The sequence below is a fragment of the uncultured Oscillibacter sp. genome, from assembly GCF_947654275.1.
In the GTDB taxonomy this organism is placed as follows: domain Bacteria; phylum Bacillota; class Clostridia; order Oscillospirales; family Oscillospiraceae; genus Oscillibacter.
Genome location: NZ_CANTJS010000009.1, coordinates 51,035 through 72,038, shown reverse-complemented (window position 1 = coordinate 72,038; position 21,004 = coordinate 51,035). Strand labels below are relative to the sequence as shown.

General features: G+C 59.7%; 30 protein-coding genes. 5 read left to right on the top strand and 25 right to left on the bottom strand.

What is annotated here, in order from left to right; translation table 11 throughout:
• Window positions 1–77 precede the first annotated feature (77 nt).
• The 18 genes from Q0063_RS04115 to ruvC form a co-directional block, all read right to left on the bottom strand.
• Window positions 78–812, bottom strand: coding sequence for a YebC/PmpR family DNA-binding transcriptional regulator (locus Q0063_RS04115; protein WP_297870704.1), 735 nt, complete (start codon window positions 810–812; stop codon window positions 78–80).
• 5 nt (window positions 813–817) lie between these two features.
• A complete protein-coding gene (locus Q0063_RS04110; protein ID WP_297870703.1) occupies window positions 818–1,594 on the bottom strand; it encodes a Nif3-like dinuclear metal center hexameric protein in 777 nt (258 codons plus the stop codon).
• The gene (locus Q0063_RS04105) at window positions 1,578–2,282 is read right to left on the bottom strand and encodes a class I SAM-dependent methyltransferase (RefSeq protein ID WP_297870702.1); all 705 of its coding nucleotides are present in this window, start codon (window positions 2,280–2,282) and stop codon (window positions 1,578–1,580) included. The genes Q0063_RS04110 and Q0063_RS04105 overlap by 17 nt, the downstream gene beginning before the upstream one ends.
• A 40-nt stretch (window positions 2,283–2,322) precedes the next feature.
• Window positions 2,323–2,529 (bottom strand): DUF1858 domain-containing protein, encoded by a 207-nt coding sequence (locus Q0063_RS04100; RefSeq protein WP_297870701.1) that lies wholly within the window; start codon window positions 2,527–2,529, stop codon window positions 2,323–2,325.
• A gap of 151 nt (window positions 2,530–2,680) precedes the next feature.
• Window positions 2,681–3,241: a hypothetical protein gene (locus tag Q0063_RS04095; protein WP_297870700.1), complete on the bottom strand. Its 561-nt coding sequence runs from the start codon at window positions 3,239–3,241 to the stop codon at window positions 2,681–2,683.
• A 156-nt stretch (window positions 3,242–3,397) separates the two neighbouring features.
• Window positions 3,398–3,679, bottom strand: coding sequence for a zinc-ribbon domain containing protein (locus tag Q0063_RS04090; protein WP_295763394.1), 282 nt, complete (start codon window positions 3,677–3,679; stop codon window positions 3,398–3,400).
• 37 nt (window positions 3,680–3,716) lie between these two features.
• The gene (locus Q0063_RS04085) at window positions 3,717–4,364 is read right to left on the bottom strand and encodes a sigma-70 family RNA polymerase sigma factor (RefSeq protein ID WP_297870699.1); all 648 of its coding nucleotides are present in this window, start codon (window positions 4,362–4,364) and stop codon (window positions 3,717–3,719) included.
• A 159-nt stretch (window positions 4,365–4,523) separates the two neighbouring features.
• A complete protein-coding gene (glmM, locus tag Q0063_RS04080; protein WP_297870698.1) occupies window positions 4,524–5,882 on the bottom strand; it encodes a phosphoglucosamine mutase in 1,359 nt (452 codons plus the stop codon).
• A gap of 8 nt (window positions 5,883–5,890) precedes the next feature.
• A complete protein-coding gene (locus Q0063_RS04075) occupies window positions 5,891–6,064 on the bottom strand; it encodes a hypothetical protein (protein WP_297870697.1) in 174 nt (57 codons plus the stop codon).
• A 51-nt stretch (window positions 6,065–6,115) separates the two neighbouring features.
• Window positions 6,116–6,277, bottom strand: coding sequence for a hypothetical protein (locus Q0063_RS04070; protein ID WP_297870696.1), 162 nt, complete (start codon window positions 6,275–6,277; stop codon window positions 6,116–6,118).
• Window positions 6,277–6,774 (bottom strand): hypothetical protein, encoded by a 498-nt coding sequence (locus Q0063_RS04065; RefSeq protein WP_297870695.1) that lies wholly within the window; start codon window positions 6,772–6,774, stop codon window positions 6,277–6,279. Before Q0063_RS04065 ends, Q0063_RS04070 begins: the two co-directional genes overlap by 1 nt.
• A gap of 12 nt (window positions 6,775–6,786) precedes the next feature.
• Window positions 6,787–7,539 carry an AAA family ATPase gene (locus Q0063_RS04060; RefSeq protein WP_297870694.1) on the bottom strand — a complete coding sequence of 251 codons (753 nt, stop codon included), beginning with the start codon at window positions 7,537–7,539 and terminating at the stop codon, window positions 6,787–6,789.
• Window positions 7,536–8,594: a Holliday junction branch migration DNA helicase RuvB gene (gene ruvB / locus Q0063_RS04055; protein WP_297870693.1), complete on the bottom strand. Its 1,059-nt coding sequence runs from the start codon at window positions 8,592–8,594 to the stop codon at window positions 7,536–7,538. Before ruvB ends, Q0063_RS04060 begins: the two co-directional genes overlap by 4 nt.
• A gap of 59 nt (window positions 8,595–8,653) precedes the next feature.
• Window positions 8,654–8,869, bottom strand: a complete 216-nt coding sequence (locus tag Q0063_RS04050; RefSeq protein ID WP_297870692.1) for a hypothetical protein — start codon at window positions 8,867–8,869, stop codon at window positions 8,654–8,656.
• Between the two features lie 21 nt (window positions 8,870–8,890).
• On the bottom strand, window positions 8,891–9,223 hold the full coding sequence (locus Q0063_RS04045; protein ID WP_297870691.1) for a DUF6054 family protein: 333 nt from the start codon (window positions 9,221–9,223) through the stop codon (window positions 8,891–8,893).
• 37 nt (window positions 9,224–9,260) lie between these two features.
• Window positions 9,261–9,929 (bottom strand): suppressor of fused domain protein, encoded by a 669-nt coding sequence (locus Q0063_RS04040; protein WP_297870690.1) that lies wholly within the window; start codon window positions 9,927–9,929, stop codon window positions 9,261–9,263.
• 192 nt (window positions 9,930–10,121) lie between these two features.
• Window positions 10,122–10,730 (bottom strand): Holliday junction branch migration protein RuvA, encoded by a 609-nt coding sequence (ruvA, locus tag Q0063_RS04035; protein WP_297870689.1) that lies wholly within the window; start codon window positions 10,728–10,730, stop codon window positions 10,122–10,124.
• A gap of 49 nt (window positions 10,731–10,779) precedes the next feature.
• On the bottom strand, window positions 10,780–11,289 hold the full coding sequence (gene ruvC / locus Q0063_RS04030) for a crossover junction endodeoxyribonuclease RuvC (protein WP_297870688.1): 510 nt from the start codon (window positions 11,287–11,289) through the stop codon (window positions 10,780–10,782).
• Between the two features lie 324 nt (window positions 11,290–11,613).
• Between ruvC and Q0063_RS04025 the strand changes: the two genes are divergently transcribed.
• The gene (locus tag Q0063_RS04025) at window positions 11,614–11,940 is read left to right on the top strand and encodes a DUF5713 family protein (protein WP_297870687.1); all 327 of its coding nucleotides are present in this window, start codon (window positions 11,614–11,616) and stop codon (window positions 11,938–11,940) included.
• Between the two features lie 232 nt (window positions 11,941–12,172).
• Here Q0063_RS04025 and Q0063_RS04020 read toward each other — a convergent pair whose 3' ends face one another.
• From Q0063_RS04020 to fba, 3 genes are all read right to left on the bottom strand, one after another.
• Complete coding sequence (locus Q0063_RS04020) at window positions 12,173–12,679, bottom strand: amidase domain-containing protein (RefSeq protein ID WP_297870686.1); 507 nt, start codon at window positions 12,677–12,679, stop codon at window positions 12,173–12,175.
• A 139-nt stretch (window positions 12,680–12,818) separates the two neighbouring features.
• The gene (locus tag Q0063_RS04015) at window positions 12,819–13,667 is read right to left on the bottom strand and encodes an effector binding domain-containing protein (RefSeq protein WP_367180324.1); all 849 of its coding nucleotides are present in this window, start codon (window positions 13,665–13,667) and stop codon (window positions 12,819–12,821) included.
• Between the two features lie 142 nt (window positions 13,668–13,809).
• Entirely contained in the window at window positions 13,810–14,781 is a 972-nt protein-coding gene (gene fba / locus Q0063_RS04010; protein WP_297870685.1) for a class II fructose-1,6-bisphosphate aldolase, read from the bottom strand.
• A 212-nt stretch (window positions 14,782–14,993) separates the two neighbouring features.
• Between fba and Q0063_RS04005 the strand changes: the two genes are divergently transcribed.
• A complete protein-coding gene (locus tag Q0063_RS04005) occupies window positions 14,994–16,232 on the top strand; it encodes a 6-phosphofructokinase (RefSeq protein ID WP_297870684.1) in 1,239 nt (412 codons plus the stop codon).
• A 76-nt stretch (window positions 16,233–16,308) separates the two neighbouring features.
• Window positions 16,309–16,737, top strand: a complete 429-nt coding sequence (locus Q0063_RS04000) for a DUF6892 domain-containing protein (RefSeq protein WP_297870683.1) — start codon at window positions 16,309–16,311, stop codon at window positions 16,735–16,737.
• Between the two features lie 43 nt (window positions 16,738–16,780).
• Here Q0063_RS04000 and Q0063_RS03995 read toward each other — a convergent pair whose 3' ends face one another.
• From Q0063_RS03995 to Q0063_RS03980, 4 genes are all read right to left on the bottom strand, one after another.
• Entirely contained in the window at window positions 16,781–17,839 is a 1,059-nt protein-coding gene (locus Q0063_RS03995) for a hypothetical protein (RefSeq protein ID WP_297870682.1), read from the bottom strand.
• On the bottom strand, window positions 17,836–18,390 hold the full coding sequence (locus Q0063_RS03990) for an RNA polymerase sigma factor (RefSeq protein WP_297870681.1): 555 nt from the start codon (window positions 18,388–18,390) through the stop codon (window positions 17,836–17,838). Before Q0063_RS03990 ends, Q0063_RS03995 begins: the two co-directional genes overlap by 4 nt.
• Before the next feature lie 162 nt (window positions 18,391–18,552).
• Window positions 18,553–19,323, bottom strand: a complete 771-nt coding sequence (locus Q0063_RS03985; RefSeq protein WP_297870680.1) for a type III pantothenate kinase — start codon at window positions 19,321–19,323, stop codon at window positions 18,553–18,555.
• 22 nt (window positions 19,324–19,345) lie between these two features.
• Entirely contained in the window at window positions 19,346–19,720 is a 375-nt protein-coding gene (locus tag Q0063_RS03980; RefSeq protein WP_297870679.1) for a hypothetical protein, read from the bottom strand.
• Window positions 19,721–20,026: 306 nt separating this feature from the next.
• Between Q0063_RS03980 and Q0063_RS03975 the strand changes: the two genes are divergently transcribed.
• Both Q0063_RS03975 and Q0063_RS03970 read left to right on the top strand, forming a co-directional pair.
• Window positions 20,027–20,557: a methylated-DNA--[protein]-cysteine S-methyltransferase gene (locus Q0063_RS03975; RefSeq protein ID WP_297870678.1), complete on the top strand. Its 531-nt coding sequence runs from the start codon at window positions 20,027–20,029 to the stop codon at window positions 20,555–20,557.
• A gap of 11 nt (window positions 20,558–20,568) precedes the next feature.
• Window positions 20,569–20,898, top strand: coding sequence for a CPCC family cysteine-rich protein (locus Q0063_RS03970; protein ID WP_297870709.1), 330 nt, complete (start codon window positions 20,569–20,571; stop codon window positions 20,896–20,898).
• Window positions 20,899–21,004 lie beyond the last annotated feature (106 nt).

The window sequence follows — 21,004 nt, the reverse complement described above, 5'->3', positions numbered from 1 at the left end:
ATTTTACTGCTGCTTCCTTATTTTGTCCTGCGTTTGTTTGAAGACACCCTCTAGCGTATCAGATCGCAGACAATTGCTCAGTCGTTGTCCCAGTTGTGCCAGACATTCTGGACGTCGTCGCTGTCTTCCAGCATGTCAATGAGCTTCTGCATATTTTTTACGTCTCCCTCGCCGCTGAGGGTAATGTAGTTCTGGGGCACCATTTCAACCTCGGCGCTGACAAAGCTGTATCCCTTTGCTTCCAGAGCCTTGACCACATCGTTGAAGACGTCGGGGTCACAGGTAATCTCCAGAGCCGGGCCGTCGGCCTCGAAGTCGGCGGCTCCGGCCTCCAGGGCGTCCATCATGACCGTATCCTCGTCCAGCTCGCCGTCCTCATTGTCAATGACAATCACGCCTTTTTTGTCAAAGGACCAAGACACGCAGCCAATGGCCCCCAGGTTGCCGTTGCACTTGTCAAAGGCGTGGCGGACCTCCGGCGCGGTGCGCTGGCGGTTGTCGGTCAGGGCCTCCACAATCACTGCCACGCCGCCGGGGCCGTAGCCCTCGTAGGTAACGGCCTCATAGCTGTCGGTATTCCCTGCCCCCAGGGCCTTGTCAATGGTGCGCTTGATGTTGTCGTTGGGCATATTCACCGCTTTTGCTTTGGCAATCACCGTGGCCAGCCGGGAATTGTTATTGGGGTCTCCGGAGCCGCCTTCCTTGACGGCGACGATGATTTCCCGCGCAATCTTGGTGAAAGCGGCGGAACGCTTGGCGTCAGCCGCACCCTTTGTTTTCTGAATATTATGCCATTTGGAATGTCCGGACATGGCGTTTATTCTCCTTCCACGTAATATTGAATGACTTCCCGATGGTTTGCTTTTTGAATTTGAAGGCCGGGAAACCGGGTTTGCAGGTAGCCGATCAGCTCGTGACAGATGGGGTCCTCCGTGGGAAAATGCCCCGCGTCAACGAGGTTGATGCCTTTCTCCTTCGCGTCCAGGAACTGGTGGTAGCTCAGGTCGGCGGTGACGAAGGTATCGCAATTGGCACGGATGGCGGCGTCCTCGAACTCGCCGCAGGCCCCGCCGCCCACTGCCACCCGGTGGACGCGCCGCCCGGCGTCGGCATAGCGGACGCCGTTGCAGCCCAAGGTCTTCCCTACTCTGGCGGCGAACGCCCCCAGGTCCATAGGCTCGTCCAGAACGCCCGCACGGAGGACGCCGGTTTCCTCCAGACAGTAAAAATCCCGGAGGCCCAGCCACTCCGCCAGGGTGTCGTTGACGCCGCCGCCGGCGGTATCCAGGTTCGTGTGCATACAGATGGCGGAGATATTCCGCTCCACCAGCTGGAGAATCCGCCGTCCCACCACGTCCCGGTCCGTCACGGTCTTTTGACCGTTGAAGATGACGGGATGATGGGCCACAATCAGGTCCGCGCCCCAGCGCCCGGCCTCCTCAATTACGTCCAGGGTGATGTCCAGGGAGACCAGCACCTTCCGCACTTCCCTGCCCGGCTTGCCCGTCAGCAGGCCCACGTTGTCCCAGTCCATGGCGCAGTCTCTGGGGGCAATCTCAAACAGGGCCGCCTCAATTTCACCTACTCTGGGCATTCCGCCACTCCTCTCTCATGGACAGCAGCGCGGTGATGATTTCCCGCAGCTCATCTCCATGCTTCTGATCTGCTTCAGCGCCGGAGCGGTTCAGGCCCGCCACGGCGGCTTGCAGCCGGATAATCTTTTCGATGATGTACCGTTCCCCCAGGGGGTCGTGAACAAGGGCCGCGCCGCCATGGAGCTGGCCCAGGGTCAGGGACATCTCCCCTCCCCCGGCCTCCATCACAGGATAGATGGTTCCCCGGTCCAGCGCCAGCGCCTCCCGGCGGATGGCATAGCCGTGGTCCATCAGAAAGCGCCGCAGCGCCTCCGCCCGTGACTGGGGCTGAAGCAGCAGCGTGTGTGCTCCCTCCGCCGTCCAGGGGGCCCGTTCCAGAATGGCGGCGATGTTCTCGCCGCCCATGCCGGCAATGACGATGGTATCGGCCTCCTCCGGAGACACCACCGACAGCCCGTTGCCCAACCGGTAGTCGATACAGTCCGCACCGTAGAGCCGGCCGGTTTCCCTGGCCCGTTCCAGAGGGCCCTTCCGCAGATCGCAGGCAATGGCAGAGACCACGCGCCCGTGGAGCCGCAGCCACACGGGCAGATAGGCGTGATCTGTGCCAACATCAGCGATCCGCCCGCCGGGGGGGACCCATTCGGCCAGCAGACGCAGCCGGGGCGTCAGTTCAAGGCGCTTCATCCCGCCCCTTCCGCTCCGGCTGCGGAAAATCTCCGGCCCCTCACTGGGCCTTGTTGGCCTCTTCATTCACCAGAGCCAGCAGCTTTTCCACGTCGATGCCGTGGACCATGCAGGCCTCCTCCACCGTCTCACCCCGGGAAGAGGGGCAGCCCAGGCAGTGCATGCCGATGGACAGGAAGATAGGCGCGGTCTGGGGCGCCAGGTCCAGAATGTCACCAATGATGGTGTCTTTTGTAATCTGAATCATTGTTTACAAACCTCCGTTTTTCATTTGCGGTCCGGCCCTGCTCCTGAACAGAGCCGAAGCCGCTCCAAAAATCACCGCTGAGTATTATACCCTATTGTTTGTCTGAATTCAATAGAAAATCCCACAAAAGCCGAAAAGCCGGCCACGCAATTTATGCCTCCCTCTCCTCCGACCAGCTCTCCGCCGCCTCGTCCAGAACCGCCGTCAGCTTCCCTTCCGCTTCGGTTCCCGCCAGCGCCTTGGGATAAACCATGCACAGGCCATGATGCTCCAGGGTCCCGCCGCAGAGGTCCATTCCGTAAAAATACATCAGGTTTCCATAATATTCGATTCTGGCCTTGAAGTAAAACGGCCCGGACAGCGGCGTCAGCGCCAGGGCCTCCGGAACGGTCCCCGTCTCCTTGTACGCCTCCACAGCGCAGTATACCTCGTCGTCGCACTGCACCGCAAGGCTCGGGCAGGCCCCTTCCTCCCCATATTCGCTGTCAGGCGCGTAGGTATGGAGCATCTCCACCTCTCCGGCGTGGGATTTTGCCGGCCTGAAGGCGTCGTTCACCCGAAAAGAAACCCGGTATTCGCCGTCCTCCCCATAGAAGACCTCTTCCGCCAGGTGAGACGAGGGCGCAAGAAGAATCTCCCAGCCTTTGTGGTTTCCGGCTTCCGGCAGGTCCTGACTCTTTCGTTTCTCTGCGAATCTGTCAAACAGTCCCATCTCAAAATCCTCCTGTCAAAGGTTTTTTGATAACTTTTGATAACTTTTGATTTTGATTCTTCTGCGGGCGGCTCCGTTGGAGCGGAGGCGCAAAACAGCCCCACGCGAAGGCGTGAGGCTGTCCTGTTGCATTCAGTGCAAACGTGGAATCTTCCCTTATCTCTGCTGCTCCCGCATCTTCGCGAAGCACTCGCTGCAATAAACGGGACGGTCGGACCGGGGCTCGAAGGGCACGCGGGCCTCGCCGCCGCAGGCGGCGCAGACAGCGGTGAAGTACTCACGGGGACCGCGGGCGGCGTTCTTGCGGGCGTCGCGGCAGGACTTGCAGCGCTGGGGCTCGTTCTGGAAACCGCGCTCAGCATAGAACTCCTGCTCACCGGCGGTGAACACGAACTCCTGACCACACTCTTTGCACACTAAAGTCTTGTCTTCGTACATGATGTTACCCTCTCTTTGAAAAGAAAATATATTGCGTTCAGCATCTGCTGAAATCGCCGGAAAGTAAGTGCCGTGCCACCTTGCGACGAATGCGCTGCACAGCGTTGTCCACGGATTTTGGGGGCTTATTCACTGCCTTGGCAATTTCCCTGCAAGAAAGACCATCCAAATAATACCCCAAGATCCTCGCTTCAAATTCGGACAACTGTTTCCGGACACCGGATAAGAGGGCCGCCGTGTGTTCTCTGTCGATCAGGAAATCTTCAGGATTACGCTGCGCCAAATTACTGGTACCAGAAGCGATGGAATTGCTTTCAAACTCAAAGTATGGAGTATCCAGAGATACCGATTGATTCAAGGGCTGCTGCTTATCCCGCCGGTCAGCGCGGATTACAGAATAGAGCCGGCTGCGGATGCAGATCTCTGCGAAGGTTCGGAAAGACGTTTCTTTTTCCGAGTTATATTCCCGGACTGCCGTAATCAGTCCGACCATTCCCTCTTGGGTCAGGTCCTCACTGTCCCCGCCTGCCAGAAAGAACGGACGGGCACAGGTGCGCACCAGACGATTGTATCGAGCTACCAGTGTTTCCTCCGCCATTCGGTTCCCGGAAGCAGCCAGGAGACAAAGCGCCTCGTCCGACTGATCCTCCAACGCCAGTATTTCGTTTTTGTAAGTAGTGCACATGATGTATTATACCCGCCTGTCCCTGAAAATGTCAAGTATTTTATCAAAATCTTCAAAAATTCTCTGGAAAATCTTGCATTTTTATTGACTCATCTGAAAAAAAGCAAAATTTTTGTATAGTTTTGACAGAATTGTTGCTGCTGATTATAAAAAATTCGCTCAGAAATCCAGCGATTTCACAAGGCTCACTAAACGATCCGCCGTATTTTGTGCAATCTGGCTGGTCTTTGCCTCAACCATCACCCGAATCAGCGCCTCCGTTCCGGAGGCCCGGACCAGAACGCGGCCCTCCCCTGCCAAAGTCTCCTCCTCACGGCGCACCGCTTCGGCCAGCTGGGGCGAGGCCATGATTTTCTCCTTGACGCCGCCGCTGTGGGGAACCTCCAGATTGACCAGAACCTGAGGGTAGGACGCGCAGACGGAGGCCAGCTCCGAGGCCTTTTTTCCGGACCGGGCCAGCACCTGAAGGAACTGAAGGGCGGTCACCTGGCCGTCGCCGGTGGTCTCCAGGGCGGTGAAAATGGTGTGCCCGGACTGCTCCCCGCCGACGCGGTAATCCCGGCGGAGCATTTCTTCCAGAACGTTCCGGTCGCCCACGGCGGTGCAGATCAGGTCGATGCCGTAATTCCGGCAGAATTCGTGAAGTCCCAGGTTGCTCATGACCGTCGCCACCATGGCGTTGCCCCGCAGCAGCCCCCGGCGCTTGAGGTCCAGGGCGCAGACAGCCATGACCTTGTCGCCGTCAATGACGCTGCCCGTCTCATCCACCAGCAGGCAGCGGTCCGCGTCGCCGTCAAAGGCCACGCCGATGTCATAGCCCTCTGCCCTCACCTGGTCCGCCAGGTCCTCCAGATGGGTGGAGCCGCACCGGGCATTGATGTTCACGCCGTCCGGGGTCCGGTGAAGGAACACCGTGTGGGCCTTGAAGCGCCCGAAGAGCTCCGGCGCGGTGGCGCTGGCGGCGCCGTTGGCGCAGTCCACCAGGATGCGGAGCCCCGAGAGGTCCGACTCGATGGTAGAGGCCACGAAGTCGATGTAATCCCGTTTCAGCTGCTTCATGCCGTGGTGCCGGCGGCCGATCTCCCCCCGGGTGCGGTGCTCCATGGGCCGGTCCGACAGAACCTTTTCCTCCACGCGGTTCTCCAGCTCGTCGGGGAGTTTGTACCCCTGGCTGTTGAAAACCTTGATGCCGTTGTGCTCATAGGGATTGTGGGAGGCGGAAATGACGATGCCGGCGTCCGCCCTCTCCTGCCGGGTCAGATAGGCCACGGCGGGCGTGGGGATATCCCCCACCGGCTTCACGTCGCCCCCCTGGTCGCAGATGCCCGCAATCAGAGCGGATTCCAGCATGTCGGAGGAAATGCGGGTGTCCTTGCCGATGACCACGGTGGGACGGTCCCCGTTCTTTTCCTCTCTCAGGACCTCGGCCACCGCCTGCCCCACACGAAAGGCCATGTCCGCCGTCAGATTCTCGCCCACCACGCCCCGGATGCCGTCGGTTCCAAATAGCTTACCCATAAATTCCATTACCTCTTTCTTCCAAAATCGTCAAATTCACGTTTCAGCGCCCGTTCCGTGGCGGGAATGACCGCCAGAAGAGGAACCAGCTGCAAGCCTGTCAATAGGATGCCAGACCGCCCCACCGTGCCGACGTCCCGCCCAAGCAGCGCCGGCATCCACACCAGCGTAACCGCCAGCATGGGCCGGCCCGCCCGGTACCAGAACCGCCCGCTGTAAGCATGGGCAAAGTCCTAGGTCTCCCGGTTCCGCATGGAGCGGGCGGTACGGTAGCCATAGCCGCCGTTGATTTCCCCGGGAGGATGGTCCCGGAAGTGCCGTCCGAAGCCAATCATGCACCCGGGAATCAGAAGGGCCGTCATCAGTGTGAAGAGCCAGAAGAGCAGTTCTTCCATTATATGCGCCCCGGCCGGGGCTTCTCCAGAAAGACGAAGTAGAGCCCCGCGCAGTATGTGTCGTCAAAGAAGGCGTGCAGCTTGCAGCCCCAGGCTTCCGCCTGCCTGCGATACGGCTCCAGCTGGGGCCCCAGGTCCCCGTTCGGCTCATCGATGTCCACATTGACCGCCGGGCGCTCCATGCTGCTGAACTGTTCCTCCGTCAGGTTGTTCCGAAGGTAGTCCGCCAGCTTTTCCGTCACGTCCCCCTCATAGCAGCCGATCTCCACGCAGCGGCGGTGCCACGCCGCCAGGTGCAGGCACAGGGGGCGCTCCTCCAGCTCCGGACCCTGCTGCGTCACGAAGTCCATCCACTCATCCTCGCCCTGGATGCACAGCATATCCTCCAGCGCCGGGCCCGCCAGCTTGTAGACCTCGTGGAACCTGCCCAGCTCTATGCCCTTCCGGAGGTCGTACATCTCCGCGCCCTCTATATCCAAAAGATACCGTTCCAGCATCGTCTTCCCTCCTTACTCGTCCTTCAGCAGATACCGCAGCATCCGTTCCGGGTCATCTAAAAAACGCTTTGTCAATTGATAATGCTCTGTCTCCCGGTACTCCGCCGCCCGGATGCCCGTTCCGCTGAGCTCGTAAATCCGGGCCCCGGGGAACGCCATCAGGATTGGCGAATGGGTGGCCACGATGAATTGAGAATCCGCCTTCACCAGCGCGTTCATCTCCCCCAGCAGCGTCAGAAGCCGGGTGGGCGACAGGGCCGCCTCCGGTTCGTCCAGCAGGTACAGCCCTTCCCCGCCGAAGCGGTTCTGAACCAGCGCCAGAAAACTCTCCCCGTGGGACTGGCAGTGGAGGGACACGCCGCCGTAGCTGTCAATCAGCCTGGGGCTTGCGGCAAGGGTTTCGTCCATCTCGTCAATGTTGGTAGCCACGTTGTAAAAGCTCTCGGCACGGAGGAAAAAGCCGTCTCTTGCGTAGCGCCTCCGGGCGGGGGTCAGGTACTCCCCCAGCTCGGAGTGTGTGGCCCGGGTGGAGAAATTGAAATTCCGGGTGCCGCCCTCGGGGTTGAAGCCGCAGGCCACGGCGATGCCCTCCAGCAGTGTGGACTTCCCCGTCCCGTTCTCCCCCACCAGGAAGGTGACGGGCCGGTCAAATTCCAGCGCGTGCCTCTCCGTCAGCCAGCGCACCGGACCCAGCCGCCGGAGCCAGCTTCCCTCCGGCAGCGCCCGCCGGAGGCGGACGGACACCAGATACTCCGGCCCCCTCACAGCGTCAGCTGGTCCATCAAATCCCCCTGCGCGCCGCCGGGGACGGTTCTGTGGAGATGCTGATAGGCCTTCTGCGTCACGCAGCGGCCCCGGGGGGTCCGTGTCAAAAAGCCCAGCTGCATCAGGTAGGGCTCATAAACGTCTTCCAGGGTCACGGACTCCTCTCCGATGGTGGCCGCCAGGGTCTCCAGTCCCACGGGACCGCCGCCGTAGTTGTCGATGATGGCCGCCATCATCCGCCGGTCCACCGGGTCCAGACCCAGATAGTCAATTTCCAGGGCGGACAGGGCCTGGTCCGCCACGTCCTTGGTGATGATGCCGTCGGCCTTCACCTGGGCGAAGTCCCGGACCCGGCGGAGCATCCGGTTGGCGATGCGGGGCGTGCCCCGGGAGCGCCTGGCGACCTCCATGGCTCCCTCCTCCACAATCTCCACATTCAGAATCCGGGCGGAGCGGGTCACAATACGGGACAGCTCCTCCGGCGTGTAGAGCTCCAGACGCAGCGTTACGCCGAAACGGTCCCGCAGAGGCGCGGAGAGCTGGCCCGCCCGGGTGGTAGCCCCGATCAGGGTGAACCGGGACAGGTCCAGCCGGATGGAGTTGGCAGAGGGCCCTTTCCCCACAATAATGTCCAGCACATAGTCCTCCATGGCGGGGTACAGAATTTCCTCCACGGAGCGGTTCAGCCGGTGGATTTCATCCACAAAGAGAATGTCTCCCTCGTTCAGATTCGTCAGCAGGGCCGCCAGGTCGCCGGGCTTCTCTATGGCGGGGCCGGAGGTGATGCGGATGTTCACCCCCATCTCCTGAGCAATGATGCCCGCCAGCGTGGTTTTGCCCAGGCCCGGAGGACCGTGGAGCAGCACATGATCCAGGGATTCCTCCCGCTTCCGGGCGGCCTGAATGAAAATGGAGAGATTCTCCTTGGCCTTCTCCTGACCGATGTACTCCCGGAGCGTCCTGGGGCGCAAAGAGCCCTCCTGGGCGTCCTCCTGAAGGAAGGTCTTCGCTACAATGGGCTCCTCATAAATATCGTTTCCAAAGTCGATGCTCACATACTCACTTCCTCGTCCTGTCCCCTCTCCGGGGCTTCTTGATAGCCGGGAGCGCCCATTCAGGAAATCAGAGCCTTCAGAATAATCGCGGCCACGCAGCCGCCCAGCAAAGCGCCCATAGCCGCCAGACTGCGCTGGGCCCCCGCCTGATAGCGGTCCGCCGTCTCCCGGTCCAGCTCCCAGCGCTTATTGAGCAGGCGGCAGTACTTGGAAAAGCGGAACATCATCAATATGCTGCCGAGAAACCCCAGGGCAGCCAGCGAAGAAAGCAGCATGGCTCTCCCCTCCCTTTTTCTTCAGAGTGTTTCGGCAATATTCCGGACCTTCTCCAGAAAGGCCTCCTCACCCCATGTGTTGATTTTAAAAAACATAGCCTGACTTCCGCCGGCTGTGATGGCGGACAGGAACAGATCCCTGTCCTGCCCCACCAGCGTCACGCTGACACTGAGCCGGTTGCCCCCGGCAACGCTGTACCGCTCATAGACCCGGACCGCGCAGCGGACGTTTCCGGCGGCGTAATCGCTGCCGTTCTCGAAGCTGGCAGACGCGCTCCCGCTTAAAATGCCCTCGTGCAGCCGGTGGAGAACCCCGTCAAAGTCTCCCTGAAACCTGCGTTCATATTTTGCCATCTGCGTTCGCTCCCTTCCCTGTCGTGGAGACAGCGGCTCAAACCGTGCTGTCTCTTGTGTAGTCTGTCCAGCCGCCCAGCCGTTCCGCCAGCTCCGCCACCCGGAGCGTTCCGTCCATAACGGCCCGCAGCTCCGGGTCTGTCGCGCCGATCAGCTGCACGAAGTCCACCTTCCCGTTGGGGGTCTCGATGGTCCCCGCCTCATCCCATGCGGTGATGAAGCCGGTGAGCTTCGAGACCTGCCTCACGTCCATCCCGGTAGTCTGGCCGGTGTAGATATACTCATTGGGATAGAACTGCTCGCCCTTCTCAAAGGTCAGCTTCGCCAGGTCCTGCAAAATTCCGGCGGCACAGTGCAGCTCGGCATGAACGTCCTCCAGCCCCGCCTTGCGGAGCTTCATGGTAAATTCATAGCCGTAGCCGCTGTAGTCCGGGTCCGTTCCCTCTTTCTCATAGAGGTCCGTCAGCCCGTAGGTAACAAGGTGGAAGAAATCCCCGCCGTCGTAGGCGCTGACGCCCTGTAAAGGGTTTGGCCCTCCCAGCTGCCAGGGAATCAGGACCCCGAAGTGAAGGGGATGCTCCTGGCCAGGATAGAGCGTTTGGAACGCCTCCGTAATGGCGTCCCAGCCGGGGGCGGAGATCTCCTCGCCGCCGGACGGGCCGGCGCTCTGTTTGGGGGTTTCATGAAATACGTCCAATGGGTCCATTTCTCGATGCTCCCTTCCCTGTTTCTGCTTAGAACCTGTATTCATAGCCGGGGGATGCCGGATGGGTGAGGATTTTTGCCGTCAGGCAAGGAGATTTTTCGCAGCCATACTGACGTATGGCAAGGAAAATCGACGCAGTATGACGGGAAAAAGACCGGCCAAACGGCGTGCAGCGATTGTGAATACAGGTTCTTACAACTTTGCCATCCGCTTCAAGCCCTGCCGGACAATTTCCTCCAGGGGCAGCTGTTCCACATCCAGCCCCTTCAGGGCTGCCGAGACCTCCTGGCTGGTATATCCCAGCACCGCCAGGGCCTGGGCGGCCTCGGCGGCCTTGCTGGCGAACATGGCGGGAGCGGGTCCGCCCTTGCCGCCGGAGAAATCCAGACTGCCGCCGGTCTCCTTAGCCATTTTGTCCTTCAGCTCCAGAATGATACGCTGGGCAATTTTCTTGCCGATGCCCGGGGCCGCCGTCAGGCTCTTCTCATCGCCGGTGACAATGGCCATGGCCAGGGTCTCCGGCGTTCCCACGGACAAAATAGCCAGCGCCGCCTTGGGGCCCACGCCGGAAACGCCAATCAGCAGCCGGAAGCTGTTCAGCTCTCTCTGCGTGGCGAAGCCGTACAGCTCAAAAATGCCGTCGCCTACGTTCAGATAGGTGTAGAGCTTTCCCCTCTGGCCCTTTTTCAGGGCCGACAGGGTGTTGTTGGTGGTTTTGCAGGCGTAGCCCACGCCGCCGCAGTCAATCACCGCCAGATAGGGCAGCAGCTCCGCCACCGTGCCCTCCAGATAGTAAAACATCGCAACTCCTCTTTCTCCGCCCGGCAAAGCCGGACTTCCTCTTCAGTTCTCAGATGGTCTCCTTCACGTCCCCCGTTCTGGGAAGCCGGGACGTCGCGCTTCTGGCGTGGCAGATTGCCAGAGCCAGGGCGTCGGCGGCATCGTCGGGCCGGGGAATGGCGTTCAGCTTCAACAGCCGCCGTGTCATGTCCATCACCTGCCGTTTTTCCGCCTTGCCGTAGCCCGTCACCGACAGCTTTACCTGCGAGGGCGTATATTCGTACAGGGGGACGCCGCATCTTTCCGCGGCGTAGAGAATCACGCCCCGCCCGTGGGCCACGGCGATGCCGGTGGTGATATTGGTATTGAAAAACAGCTCTTCAATGGAAATCACATGGGGCTTCAGCTGGCCGATCAGGTCCTCCATATCTGTGCCGATCTGGTAGAGCCGCCGGCTGAGGGGCAGTCCCGCCGGGGTGGTGACGGTGCCGTAGGTTTTCATATGTACCTGTCCCCGCTCGGCTTCCACCAGGCCGAAGCCGATGGTGGCAAAGCCGGGATCAATGCCTAAGATTCGCATGCCCCTCTCCTTTCGGCGGTTTTCCCTGTTGATTTTTACAATCTTTATTAGTATATCAAATTTCAGTGTCATGCGCAACCGCAAAATCGGAGCTTCTTTTTTACTTTTTCCTTGCGCCAGGCGTTTACGCGCCGGAGGTTCTTCAGGCAGCGGCGGGATTTCCCCGCCTGCCGGCGTCTGTCCCATGGCCGCGGCCTGTTCATGCCCCAGGGCGGAACGGACGTGCCTGCCTCTTTTCAGCCCCGGCGACGGCAGCCGCTTGAATCCGGACACCGGCTGTGATACACTTCATTTCAACAAATCTTAGTTTGAGAGGAGCACAGGATGAAAGCATTTGACAGAGACTATCAGCTGCTGAGCGAGATGTACCGGGACGAGTACTACCCCGATTTTCTGGTGGACAAGGTGAAGGCCGCACTTCAAACGGTGATTGACCTGCTGGAGACCGGCGAAACCGATACCGAGGCCATTCAGGCCAGGCTGGACGGAGTGGTCTGCGCCATCAACGACCTTCAGGAGGAATTCGACGAGAACGGCAGTGAGCTTGAAACGGTGGCCCGGGACTGTATTGGGGAAACCGTCGGCTATCTTCTGGAGTGGTTCGGCATTCCCATTGACGTGGAGGAGGCGATTCGGGAGCGGGACTGGTAAGCTGCCTTCAGGCAGGCAGGGCGGTTATCCATGATGGATAACCGCCCACAGTCGTTCCGGCAAAAGTTGAAACCGGCAGGCATACCAGCAGATTTATGCCGGCTTCCTGCGCCGCGCTTCCGCCGGGACATGGAAAAGGAACCCTTTACGGGTTCCTTCAAGTAAACGCTTAAACGGTTTTGACGCGGCAGGAGGATGAAAAACACGTCCCTTTCATGGGTGCGCTGCTGTTTTATGGACGGAAAACGCCGATGATATGCAGCATACGGATGGCCCGGTATTCATAGGTCGACAGAGGCCTGTAGTCGGCGTCGTAGCTATGGGCGGCAATCAGCACATTTTCCGGCGTCGCCGGTGTACCCACCGAAACGACAATGGGCGAGTGCTGGAAGCTCTCCCCCTTGAAAGAGAGCTGAATCAGGTCACCGGGCAGAAGCTCCTCTATGCCGCAGGGCTCCCCTGCCGGGCCGACGGAGCGCTGGTTCCGGGTCAGGAAATTGTACAGGTACGGCACGCCGGTCCAGGCCGGCGCTTTCTGGTTGGGACTGATATAATACCATCCATAGGTAGGCGTGTAATTCATGATGCCGCTTCCGGCATAGAGACATTGAGACGCAAAGTTTGTGCAGTCGCCGCCCAGATATTCATAGTCATAAAAGAGCGGATTTCGTCCGTAGGCCCACTGATGGGCATACAGAACGGCGGCTTCCCGGTCATATGGACGCAGCTGAGGAATCATGGCCTCTCCCCCTCTCCGTCCAGCTTATGCGGCGCCGGCAAAAGGGTGCGTCTTATTTCCCGCCGTCAAGCCTCACAGGCCCTGTCGGAACGCCCCGCCGGAATACATTCGCAAAGCTGCGGATTGGCCGGCATTCTCTTTATTGGTTTTTGACAATGGGAAGCCACACCTGAAAGCGTCCGTCCTCCACCCCCGGCGGGTCCAGATAGATTTCAATGTCGGGAGCCTGTGCCCACTCATATCCGGAATCGGGCAGCCACTCTGTCACAATCCGTTTTTGCAGATTTTGAATGTCCATAGGCAGTCTGCCGCAGCCGGAGAATACCGCCCATGTGGCGGCTGGCACGGTCCACTCGCACAGTCCCGCCGGAACAGGCTCGGAGGAGGCCACGGCGATATAGTAAAAGTTTTCCTCCAGGTGACAAGTACAAACGCCTAACACCCCTTCCATATCAGGGCTCATCAGGGGAATCAGTTCCCCCAGCCGGGGACCCGTCTCCGCCCAGAACTCAGGGACCACCCGAAAGCTCTCATCCTGGTCTTTGGGGATGCGGGTCCGAAAACCCACGATGCGGAACGCCTCCTTTTTCACAATCTGATATTCCATCTCAGTATCTCCTTTCAGAACCAATTTAAAGCGTATCCTTGGAAAGGCTTTTAGCCTTACACACTCCTGTTTTGCGGCAGAGGGCGCGATGCCATGGACGGCGCGAAAGGCTCTGTTAAAGGCGGTGGGCGACTCATAGCCATACCGAAGCGCCACATCCAGCACCTTATCCCCTTTTTGAAGATCTGCCGCCGCCCGGGTCATTCGCCGCCGCCGGACATACTCGCTCAGAGGCACACCTGCCAGGTAGGAAAACATTCGCTGAAAATGGTAGGCCGTGCAGCCTGCAATCCGCCCTGTTTTTTCCAGATCAATTTCTCCGTCAAGATGCAGCTCCAGATCATCCAGCGCCGCGTTCCAGTTGTTCAGCCAATCCATCATGTTTCCTCCCCGGCTCAAATTCTATGGTCCTATTTCAAGTGTGCTGACAATATAACACAGACCGTTCCGTTTATCCTCTCTTTTTTCATGCATAAGATGAGAGAAAGGGAGCGCCGAAACGCTCCCTTTTGATTGCCTGTGATTATGCCTTGCCGTTGCAGCCCAGAACGTTCACCAGCTTGTGGCGAACCAGCTCCTTGATGTTGGCGCGGGCAGGCTTCAGATACTGGCGGGGGTCGAAATGGTCGGGATGCTCATTGAAGTACTGCCGGACGGTGCCGGTCAGGGCCAGCCGCAGGTCGGAGTCGATGTTGATTTTGCAGACAGCGCTCTCAGCGGCCTTGCGCAGCTGCGCTTCGGGGATACCCACGGCGTCGGGCATCTTGCCGCCATTCGCGTTGATCATCTTCACGAACTCCTGGGGCACGGAAGAGGAGCCATGGAGCACGATGGGGAAGCCGGGCAGACGCTTGACAACCTCCTCCAGAATGTCAAAGCGCAGCGGAGGCGGAACCAGCTCGCCGGTGGCGGGGTCACGGGTGCACTGCGCGGCGGTGAACTTGTAAGCGCCGTGGCTGGTGCCGATGGCGATGGCCAGGGAGTCGCAGCCGGTTTTGGAGACGAACTCCTCCACTTCCTCGGGACGGGTGTAGTGGGATTCCTCGGCGGAAACGTTGACGTCGTCCTCCACGCCGGCCAGAGCGCCCAGCTCGGCTTCGACCACCACGCCGTGGTCGTGGGCATACTCGACGACCTTCTTCGTTCCCTCGATGTTTTCAGCGAAGGACTTGGAGGAGAGGTCGATCATGACAGAGGTGAAACCGTCGTCAATGCAGGATTTGCAGGTCTCGAAGCTGTCGCCGTGGTCCAGATGGAGCACAATGGGAATTTCGGGGCACTCAATGACAGCGGCTTCCACCAGCTTCACCAGATAGGTGCGGTTGGCATAAGCGCGTGCGCCCTTGGAGACCTGAAGGATCACAGGCGCCTTTTCCTCGCGGCAGGCCTCGGTGATACCCTGGATGATCTCCATGTTGTTGACGTTGAAGGCTCCGATGGCGTAGCCTCCGTTATAGGCCTTTTTGAACATCTCAGTGGAAGTGACCAGTGCCATAACAATCATCTCCTGACAGTTTATTTGTTCCGCCGCTCCTTCCGCGGCGTGGATTTGCCGCATCGGGAAGACGAAAACGATTTTCTCCTATGATAATATCACAAAAAAAATAAAATGCAAGTATTTACAATTCTTTTTTTGAATGCTATGATAGAAATACCGTGGTTTGTCCAAACTGAGGCGCCACATAGTATTTAAAGGAGGCTTTTCATATGAGCGAATTGAAAGGCGCGTGCATTGTGGGCCAGTCCGGCGGCCCCACCTCTGTCATCAATGCCAGTGTATACGGTGTCATTGATACCGCCCTGAAAAATCCCAACATCACCCGGGTGCTGGGCGCGGAGCATGGCATCAAGGGCGTGCTGAACGACCGGCTGTTCGACATGGGCCAGGAGGACCCCGCCGAGCTGGAACTGCTGAAGTACACCCCCTCTTCCGCCCTGGGCTCCTGCCGCTACAAAATGAAGGACCCCGATGTGGATGACACCGACTACAAGCGCATCCTGGAAATCTTCAAGAAATACGATGTCCGTTATTTCTTCTATAACGGCGGAAACGACTCCATGGACACCTGCAACAAGATTTCCAAGTATATGCAGAAGGTGGGCTATGAGTGCCGGGTGATGGGCGTACCCAAGACCATCGACAACGACCTTTTCGGAACCGACCACTGCCCCGGCTTCGCCTCCGCCGCCAAGTATATTGCCACCAGCTGCATGGAGGTCTATCAGGACGCCCGGGTCTATGACACCGGCATGGTCTGCATCATCGAGATCATGGGCCGCCACGCCGGCTGGCTGGCCGGCGCCGCCTCCCTGGCCTCCGCTTACGGCGCGGGCCCCGACCTGGTATACCTCCCCGAAGTGGACTTCGACATGGACCAGTTCCTGAACGAGGTGGACCGCATCTATAAGGAAAAGGGCAACTGCATGGTGGCCGTCTCCGAGGGCATCCACTATGCCGACGGCTCCTTTGTCTCCGAGGCGAAGACCTCCGCCACCGACGGCTTCGGTCACGCCCAGTTGGGCGGCCTGGCCGCTCTGCTGGCCGAGGCCTGCAAGCAGAAGACCGGAGCCAAGGTCCGGGGCATCGAGCTGAGCCTGCTCCAGCGCTGCGGCGCCCATCTGGCCTCTGAGACCGACATCGAGGAGTCCTATATGTCCGGCAAGGCCGCCGTGGAAAATGCCGTGGCGGGCATCACCGACAAGATGGTTGGCTTCGAGCGGACCTATGAGGATGGGAAATATGTCTGCAAAACCAGACTGCTGGGTCTGACCGACGTGGCCAACACCGAGAAGAAGGTGCCTCTGGAGTGGATCACCCCCAGCCACGACAACGTGACCCGGGACTTTGTGGACTATGCCCTGCCCCTGATTCAGGGCGAACCCAAGCTGCCCAAGCAGGATTCCCTGCCCCGCTTTGCCAAGCTGAAGAAGGTTCTGGCGAAATAAAGTACTTTGGACGGAGTGCCGGACAGACCTTTTGTGTTTGTCCGGCATTTCCATGACATGAAGGGAGGGGACCGTGATGTCCCGTTTTACAGATGAAAGCGGCATGTTCGCGGATTTCAATTTCAAGCTGGTGGTCATTGACAGCATTTTAGATCAAAGCCCCAGCTTTGAATCGGAGCTGGCGGAGATGAAACGGCGGTATTTGGAGCCAGTGGATCATTTTTGTTACCTGGAGGAACCGGTGCCGGAGATGGTGTCCTATTTTCAGAAGCTGCGGCTGACAGAGGAAGACCTGGACAAGGTTTTGGAGCTGGAGTTTGACGGCGGAAATTGTATCTATTTTCTGCTGAAGCCGGACTGGGACGGCGAGGAGGACATTTTCGACGTCACCAGTGTGCAGGGATGGGAACGGCTGAAAAATCTGTATTCGGTTTTCTGGAGCTCCATGTGCACCCCCGATGTTCTGGCCCCGTTCCGGGACCGGGGCATTGAGATGAACACCTGAACAGGAACCGTGCCCCGTTCCACAGAGCGGGGCACGGTTTTCTTTATTTCTCGATGCCGGACCAGGAGAGCCGCCACTGTCCGTCCTGACGGACCAGCTCCATGGTCAGATAGCTGAAGCTTTCCCCTTCCTCCAGATTCAGCCGGTGCTTGACGGACACAATCGCGGAATGGGGGTCCCGGTCGTCATCCGGCGCGTAGTCCACGGAAGCAATGCTGATGTTCTCCCAGACATTTTCCCCGTAAGCGTCCGCATCGGCATCCTCCGCCAGCAAATCGGAGACGCCGGAGAGGTCGCCGGACAGCAGCGCCGGGAACAGGCGTTCTGTTGTCTCATAAAGAGAGCGCATCCACTCGGGCACGGTCTCGTTCAGAGAGACCACCCGGAAGCTGGAAACCATGTCCCGGAAACGCTGTCCCAATCCCTCCTCAGCCTCCAGAAAATACCGGGCCATGAGGACGAAGGTCCCCCCCTGTCCGTCCTCCACAAACCAGAGCTCCGCCTGCTCCGAGTCCCAGTCCGTCCCCCCGCCGGACCGCAGATAAAGACTGCCCGGCAGAGCGGCGGAGAGCTCCTCGTGAGTCATGTCCGAATACTCCAAAGCCGCCTCCGCCTCCTCCCTGGCCTCCTGGGGCGCTGTTCCGGGAAGATGGCGGATATCCAGGCCGCAGACCGGGAAATCCTCCGGCAGAGGGCTGATGCTTCTGATGCTGTAAAGCCCATCTTCTTCACAGATAGCAAACTGCTCTTCGTTGACATAAATCAGGAAATCCACCGCCTCATCCTGAGACTGAGGCGCCCAGCTCAGCAGCCGCAGGGTCCCGATTTCGCCGCCCCCCTCCGGCAGAATGAGCTCCTGCCTGCCCGGCTCCTCATCCTCCGGCGGATTCCACACACCGGGCCCCGGCGTTCCCGGAGAAACGATGTCGGGGGTTGCTGCCCAAAGGGGTTTGATCTGGAATACCGTCAGCACCATCAGCAGGCAGGCCGCGATGGCCGGAGCGTACCTGAGCCAGTGGTTCCGCCTTCTTTGTTCACTGCGGGCCACCAGCTCCGGGTCCGCTCCGCCGATGGCAAGGAACAGCCGTTCCTGCTTGTTCATAACAGATCCTCCTTTTCCAAAAAATTCCGCAGCTTCGCCCGGCTGCGGAACAGGCTGGTCCGCACCGTGGCCTCCTTCATTCCATAGCGCCGGGCGATGTCCGCCGCAGGCTCCGAAAACCAGAAGCGCCGCAGAAACACATTGCAGTCCCGCTCCGGCAGAGCCCGGAGAAAGCGGTTCACCGCCTCCTCCAGCTCCGCCGTCTCTACGGTCCGGGATGTGTCGTCGGGCGAGATGCACTCTGCCAGCTCCTCCAGAATCAGGGGCAGCTCTCCCCCGCCCCGTTTCTCCGCATGGCCTGCCCGCCAGCGGTTGAAGGCCAGATTCCGGGCAATCTTTCCCAGGAAGGGCCCCAGCAGGCTGGGTCTTTGATCCGGCATGGCGTTCCAGGCCTTCATCCAGGTGTCGTTGACGCATTCCTCCTGGTCCCGGCCATCCGGCAGAATATTTCGGACAATGGTCCGGCAGTAATTCCCATATTTCTCATCGGTCCGCCGGATAGAGTCCGGGTCCCGCCGCCAGTACAGGTCTACAATGGATTGATCTTCCATCTGCCTCTCTCCTTTCTCCGTGTTGTGGGCCCACACTGGTATAGACAGCAACGGTGGTCCGGCGTTCCCGGTCAATCCAATTTTTTTGAAATTTTTTGGTTTCTTTGTGATATTAAAAACGCCCGCCGGTTTTCCGGCAGGCGCTTGTTGGGGCCTCTTCCCTCAGCGGTTCTTCTGGTAGATGGTCCAGAGTCCGTCCATCAGCAGGAACTTGTCATAGGTGACCTGGTTCCGGCAGTAGCGCACAATCACCGGGGCGTTTCCCCCCGTGGCCACCACGCTCACCTCCCGGCCCGGGAATTCCTCCCGGATGCGGTCGATGATGCCGTCCAGCATTCCGGCGGTGCCATAGACGATGCCGGAACGCATACAGTCCTCGGTGTTTTTCCCGATCAGGGACTTGGGGTGCTGGAGGGAGATGTCCGGCAGCTGGGCCGCCCGGCGGCTCAGCGCCTCCAAAGAGACGTTGACCCCCGGCAGGAGGAGTCCCCCCTCATAGGTCCGGCCCTCGGAGATGACGCCGATGGTGGTGGCCGTGCCCATGTCTATGGTGATAATAGGCGGCGTGAACTTCTCCAGCGCCGCCACCGCGTCCGTAACGATATCCGCCCCCACCTGCGTCTGTACCGTCAATCGGATGTTCAGTCCGGTTTTCACGCCGGGCCCCACCACCATGGGGGGTCTGCCCAGCAGGCGGGTCAGGGCCTTCTCCATCATGAAATTCAGCGGCGGGACCACGCTGCACAGAATGGCCCCGGTGACGTCCTTATAGCTGAAATGATAGAGGGTAAAGAGATTCATCAGGTCGATGCTGATCTGGTCGGCGGTCTTTCGGCTGTCCGTGTCCAGGGACGCCAGAAAGCGCAGGTTCTTGTCCTTGTCGAACAGTCCCACAGAAGTGTTGGAGTTGCCCACGTCAATGGCCAGCAGCATGGAAGATCCCCCCTTTCAAAAATCATCGGTTGACGCAGCTTCCCAGAAGCTCGTCGAAGATGTTGAGAAAAACGACGGCGAAAAAATAGACGGCCCAGCAGATTCCGGAGGGCATCCACGGCGGGACCCGCTCCAGCACCAGGCAGTACCACGCCAGCAGCACCGGCAGCAGGGCGATGTAAGTGGCGATCCCCGCTCCGCTGAGCTTGTACCGGCTCTCCTCCGGCATCCTGCGCCTTCCCCGGTACCGTCCCACCAGCAGCAGCCAGAGGAGCCTGCTTTTGACGGTGAAAAACAGCTTATGGCTGAGGGTCCTGGGCTCGTATACAGTGAACATCTGGCAGACGCCCCAGTACAGCAAGGTCCCGAACATCAAAAAAAGAATCGTGTCAAACACCGGACTCCCTTCCTCTCCGCCGCCGGCAGATGCTATCTGTATCCTAACACGAGCCGGCCCGTTTGACAAGGGGATTATCGGGAAGGAACTGTCCTTTTTCGCATTTTTTCAGGAGGATACGGTGTAGGGGCGGGCCCCTGCGCCCGCCCGCTCTCCCAATGATACGGAGTTTTCCGGCAGACGGGCCGGGACAGGGCCCCTGCGAAAAATCTCCCAATCGGATATCCCTTTTTTGCGGGCTGGGGTTGAAATCATACGTTTGTTCTGGTATCATAAAAGCATCACTATGAGAGGAAGGCGTCGCCTATGACTTATCTGACGAAACTGGCCTCCCCCCTGGGTTCCCTGACCCTGGCCTCCGACGGGGAGGCCCTGGCCGGAGTGTGGCTGGAGGGCCAGAAATACTTTGCCGCCGGCCTGGAGGCCGAGGCGGAGGAACGTCCGGACCTGCCGGTGTTCCATCAGACAGCGGCCTGGCTGGAGGCCTATTTCGGGAAAAAGCCTCTCCCTTCCCTGCCGCCTCTGGCCCCTCAGGGAAGCGCGTTCCGGCAGGCGGTGTGGAAGCTGCTTTTGGAAATCCCCTGCGGAGAAACGTCCACCTACGGCGCGCTGGCGGAGAAGCTGAAAGCCGCCGGAGTCTCCGCCTCTCCCCAGGCCGTCGGCGGCGCGGTGGGACACAATCCCATCTCCATCCTCGTTCCCTGCCACCGGGTTGTGGGGACCAACGGCAGTCTGACAGGCTACGCCGGCGGCGTGGAGAAAAAGCGCTTCCTGCTGGAGCTGGAAGGCGCGGACCTGTTCCGGCTTCATACGCCGAAAAAAGGGACGGCGCTGTGAGCGTGAAACAGATGTTCTGTCCGGCGGCGGTCAATGGACAGGCCTCCGCTCCGGAGCAAACGCCGCCGGGCCCGGCGGAGCAGCCGCCTGCGCCAGGAAAATTTCCCTGCCCCTGCTGCGGCTGTCGGACGTTCCCGGTTCCGAAGGAGGAGGCCGTGGCCTTCATCTGTCCGGTGTGCTTCTGGGAGAACGATGTGTTCGACCCCGGCGAGGACCAGCCCAGCGACGAAAACCGGGGCATGACCCTGGCGGAAGGCCGGGCGGCCTACCGGAGACTGGGCGCCGTGCGGGAGGATCTTGTCCAATACGCACGAAAGCCCCTCCCGGAGGAAATTCCGTAAGAGGATGCGGACCTCCCAAGACAGGCACATAAGAGAGAGCGGAAAAAACCTCCCCTGAGGAAAGCGCCGCAGGAAAAACAGGAAAAATGGAAAAAACCGCCGCGGC